Source organism: Rhodoferax sp. (assembly GCF_039922535.1).
Lineage (GTDB): Bacteria > Pseudomonadota > Gammaproteobacteria > Burkholderiales > Burkholderiaceae_C > Rhodoferax_B.
In genome coordinates this window covers 21,005-27,801 of record NZ_JBDTEM010000471.1, presented here as the reverse complement: position 1 = coordinate 27,801, position 6,797 = coordinate 21,005, and the positions used below count along the sequence as shown (strand labels likewise).

The window sequence follows — 6,797 nt, the reverse complement described above, 5'->3', positions numbered from 1 at the left end:
GGCTCGCTGCTGGCCAGCGCTATGACGCAGTGTGTGCAGCAGGTGGTCGAAGCCGCTCTGCACCCGAGCTGACCACACCCCGGCCCAGCAGTCCATCGGCCAGCACCTGGGCCGTGCCAAACGCCAGTGTCAAACCCAAAGCACCGTGCCCGGTATTCAGCAGCAGATTGTTCGGCCCGCGCGCATGCCGCCCTACCAGCGGTAACCCCGTGGGCGTGGCCGGGCGCATGCCGGTCCAGGGTTGCACGTCAGCACCCTGCACGCAGTCTGGAAATAGCGCGCGCGTGCTGTCTTGCAGGCTATGGATTCGCTCCGGCGGGATGCGGTGGTCGTGTCCCACCAGCTCGGCCATGCCCGCCACGCGCAGGCGGCTGCCAATGCGGGCGAACACCACCTTGCGCGCCGCGTCCGTCACGCTGATCCGGGGCGCACTGTCTGGGGCGTCCGCGATGTCCAGGCTGATGCTGTAGCCCTTGAGCGGATACACCGGCAGCTGCAAGCCCAGTTGCCGCGCCAGCCTGGTACTGGCGCTACCCAGGGCCAGTACAAACTGGTCCGCCTGCAGCCTGCCCGCCGTGGTCTGCAGCGCGTCGATGCGTGCGCCCTGGCGGGCCACGCCCTGCACCTCTGCGCCCAGCACGAACTTCACACCGCGCGCCAGCAGCGCCGCATGCAGGCCCGCGCAGACCTTCAGGCAATCGACCGCGCATTCATCCGGGGTGTAAACCGCACCGGCCATGCGGGCCTGGTAGTGCTGCAGCGCGGGCTCCAGTGCCACGCAGCGCTGGGGCGACACGACTTCCTGCACGCTGCCCAGCCGCTGCTGCAGCGCCATCTGCCGACCCGCCGCGGCCAAGGACTCGGCGCTGCTGTACACGACCAGCTTGCCGGTGCGGCTGAAGTCACAGTCCAGCGCCAAGTCTTGCAGCATGGCCTCAAAACCGACCCGGCTGCGTGCGGCCAACTGCAGCAGCTGCACCGTAGTGTCGGCCGAGGTGCGGGCATTGCAGGCGCGTAAAAATGCCAGACCCCAGCGCCACTGCTGCAGGTCCCATTGCGGCTGCAGCTTCAAGGGCGAATCGGCAGACAGCAACAGCTTGGGCAGTTGCCGCCAGATGCCGGGGTCGGCCAGCGGCTGCACATAGCTGTAGCTGAGCTGGGCCCCGTTGCCGCCGCTGGCACCCGCACCGGGCGTGGCGCGGTCTACCACCGTCACCTCCAGCCCCTGCTGGTGCAGCACATAGGCCGTGGCCAGACCGACAATACCGGCACCTAAAACACATACATGCATCTGCGTAAGTCCTCGTTTGTTGCCGCTCAACTGTAGGCAGACGGGCGGCATAGGGCCAATTCCAAATACACCCTCGCCCATCAGCAAATGTTATGTATTGGGGCGCATCCAAATCCATAACTTTAGGTAATACGCCACCCCGAAAACGGCACTATTCCTGGCGACCTACCGCTCCTAAACTGCCCACAGCTTTTCCATCCACCTCTGTTCACCACTGTTTCAAGGGCCTCCATGCAAGCAACCTCTCTTTTGTCCACCCTGGTTTTAACCGCAGGCTTGGCCGCCTCCATGCCGACCAGCGCCGACACGCTGCAGAAAATTGCGGAGTCGGGCCAGATCACCCTGGCCTACCGCGAGTCATCGGTACCGTTCAGCTATTTGGCCGCAGGCAGCACGCCCGAAGGGTTCTCCATGGACATCGCCAACGCCGTGGCAGATGCGGTGAAGAAACAACTGAAAAAGCCCGACCTGAAAGTCGCCCTGCAGGCCGTGACCTCGCAAAACCGCATTCCGCTGCTGCTCAACGGCACCATCGATCTGGAATGCGGCTCCACCACCAACAACACCGTGCGCGGCAAAGATGTGCAGTTCGCCATCAACCATTTCTACACCGGCACCCGGCTGCTGGTGAAGAAGACCTCGGGCATCAAAAACTACGCGGACCTGGCCAAGAAGAACGTTGCAAGCACCTCTGGCACCACCAATGCCCAGGTGATCCGCAAGTACAACACCGAGAAGAACCTGGGCATGGAAATCCAGCTCGGCAAAGACCATGATGATTCCATGCTGCTGGTTGACAGTGGCCGGGCCGTGGCCTTCGCCATGGACGACATCCTGCTGTTTGGGCTGATTGGCAATGCCAAAAATCCAGCGGAGTGGGAAGTGGTGGGCGACTCGCTGCAGGTCGAACCCTACGCCTGCATGCTGCGCAAGGACGACCCGCAGTTCCAGCAGTTGGTCAATGGTGTCATCACCGGCATGGTGAAGTCTGGCCAGTTTGAAAAGCTCTACACCAAGTGGTTCATGTCGCCGATTCCCCCCAGAGGCCAAAACCTGAACCTGCCGATGAGCAAGGAGCTGCGCGACAACCTCAAGGCCCTCAGCGACAAACCAGCGGTCTAAGCATGCAAGTCGTGGGCATTTTGGGCGGCATGGGGCCGGCGGCGGGCGCAGATTTTGTACGATTGTTCGTCCAGTCGTGCATAGAACGCATGCAAGCCATGGGCCTGGCGGTAAGCGACCAGCACTTTCCCGAGCACTGGCTGGCCCAGGTGCCGGTGCCCGACCGCACGCGGGCACTGGAGTCCGATGCAGCCGGGGCGCAGCAGCCGCTGGAGCCCATGCTGCAGGCCCTGGGCCGCCTGGCCGCCCTGGGTGCGCGCTGTGTGGCCATGCCCTGCAACACCGCCCATGCCTGGCACAGCCGTTTGCAAGACCGATTTCCGCAGCTGGATGTGCTGCACATCGCCGAAGAAATGGCACGCACGCTGGCGGCCCGCGGCGTACCCGCCGCCGCGCTGATGGCCACCGATGGCACTTACCGCAGCGGCGTGTACACGCAAGCCCTGGCCCGCGCAGGGGTGCAATGCCACCTGCCCACGCCCGCCGAGCGCGCGCGCATCATGCAAGGCATTTACGAAGGCGTCAAAGCAGGCAATATGCCGCTAGCGCAACGCTGCTTCAGCGAAGTGGCCCAGGCCTTGGCCCAACGCCACGGCGGCGCGGCGCTGGTGCTGGGCTGCACCGAGATTCCCTTGGCGCTGGACGGCATGGCACAGATCCACGGGCTACCGCTGTTCAACCCGGCGCAGGTGCTGGCCCAGGCTTTGGCACAGCGGGCCTACGCCGCGACCTGAGCCGGAGTCCACGCCCCCGTAGCCGCCAGCGCGGGCGATTGCTGCGCCGCACTCCAGCGCAGCGCCAGGGCCGCGGGTCGGCGCAGCACCTGCTGTACCTGCAGACGCAGCAAGCGCTGGGCACCTGCGTAGCGGGCCAACTCGGGGCCGTCCCACACAATCTCGGCACGCACCGCCAGGTGCAGCAGGTCGCCGCTGTCAAAGTCGATGAACAGCAAGCCCGCCTGCGGCTGCAGCGCCAGATTGCCCAAGGTGTTGAAAAAGTAGTTACCCACCAGGTCGGGCACGGTCAGCCATTGCTGGCCCGAACCATCAACGTCCACCCGTACGAAGCCGGGTTTGCCGCCACGGTGCGATACATCGACACCCTCCGATGCTGTGGCGATGAAGAAGGTGTCAGCGGCCCGCACCAGGCACAGGGCGGCAGGGTCGAGCTGCGTGCCGACGATGGCAGCGGGTTCGCTGGCCAGCGCGGCGTACACCGGTTCGCGGGCCTGGATGTACTTGGGGCAGTTGCCAAAGCTCTGCTCCACCGCCAGGCCAAAGCCGCTGCCATCCAGCGCGGTGACCCTGCCGTTCACGCGGTTGCGGCGCCGGGTGTGCGGCTCGATGCCCAGCATGCCGATGGGCGCACCCTCAACCAGGTTGCGCGCCAGCGGGTCGGACGCGGCAGGCAGCGCCCGCACCCGTAGCCGCGCGGCATCGGGCGATTGGATGAAACCCGGTGGCTGGGCCAGCACCGAGGCCCAGGGCTGGCCCAGCGCGTCCACGCTGCCCAGCACCACAAACGGCAACTGAGCAAAGAAGTCGCGGTGCTGGTCGGGCATGAAGCTGCGGATCACCCGCGGCCCCACCTCGGCCATGCGTTCGGCCACGCCCGCCCGCTGCTGCACCGCGCGCTCCCCGGCGTGGAAGGTCGAGGTCATGCGGCTAAACCGATGGCCGTGCGGACCATGGGCACAAAACCCGGCAGGGCCTCAACGCGGGCCAGCCAGGCACGTACATGGGGGTACGGCTCCAGCGATACTCCGCCCTCGGGCGCATGGGCGGTGTAGCTGTAATTGGCGATGTCGGCGATGGTCGGTGTGCTGCCCACCAGGTAGTCGGACTGCTGCAGATGCGCCTCCATCACGCCAAACAACTGGGTGGCCCGGGCCATCGCATCCACCGGATCGGTGGGCAGTTTAAAGAGCTGGATCACCCGCGCCACGGCCGGGCCAAAGGCCAGCGGCCCCGCTGCCACCGACAGCCAGCGCTGCACCTGGGCGGCGGCCACTGGCTCGGTAGGCAGCCACACGCCGGGCTGTGCGTAGCGGCTGGCCAGGTAGACCAGGATGGCGTTGGAATCGGCCAACGTGACATCGCCGTCTTGCAGCACCGGCACCTGGCCGAAGGCGTTCAAGGCCAGAAATGGTGGGGCTTTGTGGGCCCCGGCCAGCAGGTCGATATCGACCAGTTCGCAGGGCAGGTCCAGTAGCGACAGCATGAGTTGCACGCGGTGGGAGTGGCCGGAGACAGCGTGGCGGTAGAGCTGGATGGTCATGGTGTGGTTTCCAAATGAGTGGTTGAAGTGTGCATTGTGTTTAATCCATCCATCGAGATAAATGGCGCAAAACACATTTAACTACTCCATATAACGGATTAATATCCACCGCATGGACAAACTCAAAGCCATGCAGACCTTTGTACAGATTGCCGACCAGGGTAGCCTGACTGCCGCCGCGCTGGCACTGGATGCCTCGCTACCCGCCGTGGTGCGCACGCTGGCGGCGCTAGAGGCCGACCTGGGCGTGCGCCTGTTCCACCGTACCACCCGGCGCATTTCGCTTACCGAAGAGGGGCGCCGCTACCTGGACAGTTGCCGCCAAGTGCTGACCAGCTTGCAAGAAGCCGAGGCGGCGTTGAAGGCCGATGCCCGCGAACCCGCAGGCCAGCTCACCATCACCGCGCCGGTGCAGTTCGGCCAGATGCACGTGGCCCCGGCGGTGACGCGCTTTGTGCAGCGCTACCCGCAGATGCGCTGCAGCCTGCTGTTGTACGACCGGGTGGTGAACCTGCTGGAAGAAGGCATTGACGTAGGCATCCGCATCGGCCCGCTGGAGGATTCGTCGCTGGTGGCGTACCCCTTGGGCCATATCCGCCGCGTGGTGGTGGCCAGCCCCGACTACCTGGCACGCGCTGGTGCGCCCCAACACCCCAAGGATTTGCTGCAGGCCAACTGCGTGCGCCGCACCGGCAACACGCCCGGCTGGGGGCCGTTTATCGACAAGGGCCGCCCGTTCAGCATCAACGTCGGCGGCAACCTGGATTTCAACCAGATCGCCCCCGCGGTGGAAGCCTGTGTGGCAGGCGTGGGCGTAGGCATGTTTTTGTCGTACCAGGTGGCACCCTATCTGGCGGACCAGCGGCTGCAAATTCTGCTGGAAGCCTACGAATCGCCGCCCCGCCCCTTGAGCCTGGTGCTGCCGCACGCGCGGCTGTTGCCCACCCGCACCCGGGTCTTCGTCGACTGGATGCGCGAGGCGCTGCAGGCTTTCAGGCAGCCCTGAGCAGCTCTATAAGAAATAGGCCGTTTGCGCTTATTCCGCGTGCGTAACAAGCTACTTTTCTATAGCAATCGCTTAGACCAAGGCTTTGGCCCCCACCACCATACCGTCCTCGTCGGCATACAGCCATTCGCCAGGCATCACCCAGGTGCCTTGGATGTGCACCGCCACATTGCTCTGGCCCTGGTTGCGCTTCTCGGTGGGCATGGGCATGGCGGCCAGGGCGCGGATGCCGACCTGCAACGCGGCCAACTCGGCCACGTCGCGCACGCAGCCGTCAATGACCACACCGGCCCAGCCATTGGCGTAGGCAGCCGCGCCCAAGTTACCGCCCAGCAAGGCCCGGCGCAGCGAACCGCCACCGCCGACCACCAGCACCCGGCCATTGCCGGGCGTATCCAGCGCGGCCTTGACCAGCGAGTTGTCTTCAAAACACTGCACATTGAACACCTGGCCACTGAATTTCTTGACGGCTCCGAAGTCGCGGAACGCGGGGGCCAGCACGCGGAACGCGCCGGTCAGGTCGTTCTTGTGCGCGTCGCACAGGTCGCAGGTGGAAAAGCTAGCGGTCATTGGGGTTCGCCTTGGTAGTGGTGGTAGAGGATGGAATGGGCTCCCGCCGCGCAGGCAGCACCAGCGCGTTTTCACGCGGGGCGTTCAGCACGATGGATGTCGAGGTGGGGCTAAGGATACAAAATTTACTGACCACCACGTCCAGGTGGCGCACGTCTTTGACGGCGATTTCCAGCACCCAACTGTCTTCGCCGGTGACGTTATAGGCATTCAGCACCTCGGGGGTTTGCTCGATCAGCTTGACCACCCGGGCGTAGTCGGCCCGCGCCACACGGATGATGGCGCGGATGCCGTAGCCCAGCCGGGTCAAATCGACCTCGGCGCGGTAGCCCTTGATGACCCCACTGGTCTCCAGCTTGCGCACCCGCTCGGTCACCGCCGGTTGGCTCAGGTGCACGCGCCGTCCCAGCTCGGCCATGGTGATGCGGGCATCGCGCTGCAGCTCGCCCAGGATGCGGTCGTCACAGGCATCAAATTCGGTAACTTCGGTCAACATGCTGAATCTATTTAAAAGTAAAGGCCAAGCCTCGA

8 protein-coding genes are annotated in these 6,797 nt (G+C 64.9%); 3 read left to right on the top strand and 5 right to left on the bottom strand.

Features of this window, described 5'->3' with window-relative positions:
• Positions 1-19 precede the first annotated feature (19 nt).
• Positions 20-1,291: a D-amino acid dehydrogenase gene (locus ABI213_RS22390; protein ID WP_348028716.1), complete on the bottom strand. Its 1,272-nt coding sequence runs from the start codon at positions 1,289-1,291 to the stop codon at positions 20-22.
• Positions 1,292-1,522: 231 nt separating this feature from the next.
• On the opposite strand from ABI213_RS22390, the gene ABI213_RS22385 reads away from it, so the two are divergent.
• Positions 1,523-2,413: a transporter substrate-binding domain-containing protein gene (locus tag ABI213_RS22385; protein WP_348005801.1), complete on the top strand. Its 891-nt coding sequence runs from the start codon at positions 1,523-1,525 to the stop codon at positions 2,411-2,413.
• A 2-nt stretch (positions 2,414-2,415) separates the two neighbouring features.
• Positions 2,416-3,147, top strand: a complete 732-nt coding sequence (locus ABI213_RS22380) for an amino acid racemase (protein WP_348005800.1) — start codon at positions 2,416-2,418, stop codon at positions 3,145-3,147.
• Here ABI213_RS22380 and ABI213_RS22375 read toward each other — a convergent pair.
• Together ABI213_RS22375 and ABI213_RS22370 are read right to left on the bottom strand one after the other, a co-directional pair.
• Entirely contained in the window at positions 3,132-4,073 is a 942-nt protein-coding gene (locus ABI213_RS22375; RefSeq protein WP_348005799.1) for a pyridoxamine 5'-phosphate oxidase family protein, read from the bottom strand. The two genes, ABI213_RS22380 and ABI213_RS22375, sit on opposite strands and share 16 nt — an antisense overlap.
• On the bottom strand, positions 4,070-4,690 hold the full coding sequence (locus tag ABI213_RS22370; protein WP_348005798.1) for a glutathione S-transferase: 621 nt from the start codon (positions 4,688-4,690) through the stop codon (positions 4,070-4,072). The genes ABI213_RS22375 and ABI213_RS22370 overlap by 4 nt, the downstream gene beginning before the upstream one ends.
• Before the next feature lie 112 nt (positions 4,691-4,802).
• Here ABI213_RS22370 and ABI213_RS22365 point away from each other — a divergent pair, with 112 nt between their 5' ends.
• On the top strand, positions 4,803-5,696 hold the full coding sequence (locus ABI213_RS22365; protein WP_348005797.1) for a LysR family transcriptional regulator: 894 nt from the start codon (positions 4,803-4,805) through the stop codon (positions 5,694-5,696).
• Positions 5,697-5,768: 72 nt separating this feature from the next.
• Here the strand turns inward: ABI213_RS22365 and rraA are convergent, their stop codons facing one another.
• The gene (gene rraA / locus ABI213_RS22360) at positions 5,769-6,266 is read right to left on the bottom strand and encodes a ribonuclease E activity regulator RraA (protein ID WP_348005796.1); all 498 of its coding nucleotides are present in this window, start codon (positions 6,264-6,266) and stop codon (positions 5,769-5,771) included.
• Entirely contained in the window at positions 6,256-6,762 is a 507-nt protein-coding gene (locus ABI213_RS22355) for an Lrp/AsnC family transcriptional regulator (protein WP_348005795.1), read from the bottom strand. The genes rraA and ABI213_RS22355 overlap by 11 nt, the downstream gene beginning before the upstream one ends.
• Positions 6,763-6,797 lie beyond the last annotated feature (35 nt).